Here is a 1877-nt window from a genome sequence, read left to right on the forward strand (position 1 = left end):
TGGGTTCAGAGCTTGTGGACATGGCGGGCCTCCTTGGCGGCGTCGGCGACGGTCTTCAGGCCGGCGCCGGATGCGGCGGTGACGACGGCTGCGACGGCTCCTTCGACGAAGGGCGCGTCGACGATGAGCACGTCGGGACTGGGATGGTCTTCGAGGACGGTGCGGGCGGTCAGGACGGAGCTGCCGAGGTCGGGCAGGACGACGACACCGGCTCCGCGGTCGACGCTGCGGATGGCGGCGAGGACGCGGTCGTAGCTGGTGCCGATCCGGCAGTCGTCGGTGCCTCCGGCGGTGGCGAGGGGGACCGTGTCGGAGCCGATCTGCTCCACCAGCAGGCGAAGGCCCGAGGCGAGCTCGGCGCTGTGGGACACGAGTACGATGCCGACAGATGCGCTCATGAACAATGACCGTAGATGCCGGAACGCTGTTCAGCAATAGTGAACCAGGGAGAAAATTTCGATGGTGCAGGCGGTGCAGCGAGCGGTGCAGATACTGCGGGAGCTCGCGTCCACCGGACCCCGGCTCGGAGTGACCGAGCTGGCCGACCGCCTGGGCGTGGCCAAGCCGACCGTGCACGCGCTGCTGCGCACACTGGAGGCCGAGGGTCTGGTGGTGCAGGACCGGGACAGCTCGAAGTACCAGCTCGGACCCGACCTGGTGCAGCTGGGCAACGCCTACCTGGACACCCAGGAGTTGCGGACCCGCTCGCTGACCTGGGCGGACCAGCTCGCGAACCGGACGAACGAGGCCGTCTGGGTGGCCGTGCTCACCGGTGACCACGTCCTGGTGGTGCACCACGCCTTCCGGCCGGAGGGAGCGGTGCAGATCCTCGAGGTCGGCGCCAGGATCCCGTGGAGCACCTGCGCCCTGGGCAAGGCCGTCGTGGCCTTCCTCCCGGGTGGGGAGCGGCGGCGGCTGCTCGCGGCCGAGCCGGCCGTGCTCACCGGTGCCAGCATCACCGACCAGGAGGAGCTGGCCGGTCAGTTGAAGGAGGTGCTCAGGACGGGGTACGCCATCGAGGACCAGGAGTCCGCCATCGGCGACGCGGGCATCGCCTCCCCCGTCTTCGACCGCTCCGGCGAGGTGGTCGGCGCTCTCGGCATCGTCGGCCCCGTCGAGCGGCTCCTGAACGAATCGGCACGTCAGGAACTCGCGGTCGCCGTCCGGGAGACCGCCCGCAACCTCTCCCGCGACCTCGGCGCCCCCCGTGGGACGGCCGCTCGCACCGCCATGACCTGACCTGCCCCGCGTCCCGGCGGCGGTCGGCCGCTCTCGCGCCCCGCCCCACGGAGAAGGCCCCTCGGCACGCCGCCGAGGGGCCTTCTCCATGTCGGGCGGGAGGCGAGCGCTGCCGAACCTCTTGACAGGCGGGAAACGCGGGCCTAATTTCCGGAACAACGTTCATCCATAGTGAACATCCTGCAGCCGTGTCCTCAAAATGGCCGGCCTTCCCCCGAGCGGCCGCCAGGCGCCCCGACCCCGATCTCCTGGCGGCCACCTCCCTTCACAGCCCGCTCCCCGCGGAGGAGGTGAGACGCCCGAGCCGCCGCCTGCGCGCTGGGCGCCTTCCATGGAAGAGAACACCTACCCACAGAAGCTTGTGGCCGAGATGCTGGGCACCGCGATGCTGGTGTTCATCGGCGTCGGTTCGGTCCCCGCGACACTCATCGTCAACGGCAAGGCCCCGTTCACCTTCGCTGACCTGGGCATGATCTCGCTGGCGTTCGCCACGGTCGTCATCGCGATGATCTATGCGATCGGTCATGTCTCCGGCTGCCAGATCAACCCGGCCATCACCCTGGCGCTCGCCGCGACGAGGAAGACTCCCTGGAGGGACGTCCCCGGTTACCTGGCCGCCCAGGTCGTCGGCGCGGTCC

General features: G+C 70.1%; 3 protein-coding genes. 2 read left to right on the top strand and 1 reads right to left on the bottom strand.

The window, feature by feature from the left end:
* Window positions 1-5 precede the first annotated feature (5 nt).
* Window positions 6-398, bottom strand: a complete 393-nt coding sequence (dhaM, locus tag IE249_RS18865) for a dihydroxyacetone kinase phosphoryl donor subunit DhaM (protein WP_189705987.1) — start codon at window positions 396-398, stop codon at window positions 6-8.
* A gap of 61 nt (window positions 399-459) precedes the next feature.
* Between dhaM and IE249_RS18870 the strand changes: the two genes are divergently transcribed.
* Both IE249_RS18870 and IE249_RS37800 read left to right on the top strand, forming a co-directional pair.
* Window positions 460-1239, top strand: coding sequence for an IclR family transcriptional regulator (locus tag IE249_RS18870; protein ID WP_189705988.1), 780 nt, complete (start codon window positions 460-462; stop codon window positions 1237-1239).
* Between the two features lie 331 nt (window positions 1240-1570).
* On the top strand, window positions 1571-1877 hold a 307-nt coding region (locus IE249_RS37800), incomplete at its 3' end, for an MIP/aquaporin family protein (protein ID WP_229858809.1).

The organism is Streptomyces anandii JCM 4720 (assembly GCF_014650655.1).
GTDB lineage: Bacteria > Actinomycetota > Actinomycetes > Streptomycetales > Streptomycetaceae > Streptomyces > Streptomyces anandii.